The sequence below is a fragment of the Streptomyces sp. adm13(2018) genome (assembly GCF_008042145.1).
Lineage (GTDB): Bacteria > Actinomycetota > Actinomycetes > Streptomycetales > Streptomycetaceae > Streptomyces.
Map to the genome: position 1 here is coordinate 1 of NZ_RDBH01000204.1, position 805 is coordinate 805.

Here is an 805-nt window from a genome sequence, read left to right on the forward strand (position 1 = left end):
GCCCCGAGGAGATGCCGCCCCGGCTCGCCCACCGGCTCGCCGACTGGACCGCCGCCACCGAGACCTGGCTCCGCGCCCACCACGTCCGCCTCGTCACCGCCTGCCGCCCCGAGCACTGGGAACGCGCGGGCGCCCTCTACCGCCCCGGCGCCCTCCACCGGCCCGCCTCCGACCACCGCGACCCGGCCTCCCACGGGCTGCCGGCCGCCCTCGTCCTCGGTCCGTACTCCGCGACCGAGGCCCGGGCCGTACGCGAGGGGTACGGGCTCGGGGAGGAGGACCTCGCGGCGGCCGACGCCCGCCACCCGCTGGCCCTGCGGCTGCTCGCCGAGGTGCGGGCCGCGCTGCCGGGGGACGTCCCCGGGCGCCCGGACCGCGAGGAGATCTTCACCGCCCACCTCGACCTGATGTGTCTGCGGATCGCCGTCCGCATCGCCGCCGGCTCCCGGCCGCTGCCGTCGGGGACCGCCGTGCGCCGCCTCGCCGCGCGCGTCACCGGCCAGGTCCACGAGGCGGCCCGCCGCTGCCTCGGCCCGGGGCACGGGGTCCTCGACCGCGCCTCCTTCGAAGAGCTCTTCCCCTGGCGGGAGGGCTGGGCGTCGGCGGTCCTCACCGAAGGCCTCCTGGCCCCGGCCGGCACGGGCTACCGGTTCGCCCACGAGGAACTCGCGGACTGGGTCCAGGCGGCACACCTGGACCTGGACACGGCCCTGAGGACCCTGGTCCCACCCACGGCCCCACCGAACCCCGACACGCCCGCGGCCCTGCCGTCCGGAGGGGCCCCGACGCTCCCGTCCGCAGGGAC

The 805-nt window shown here is 78.9% G+C and carries 1 pseudogene; it reads left to right on the forward strand.

Annotation, left to right across the window (positions count from 1 at the left end):
* Window positions 1-805, forward strand: a pseudogene (locus tag EAO70_RS35585) (serine protease); the annotation flags it as partial.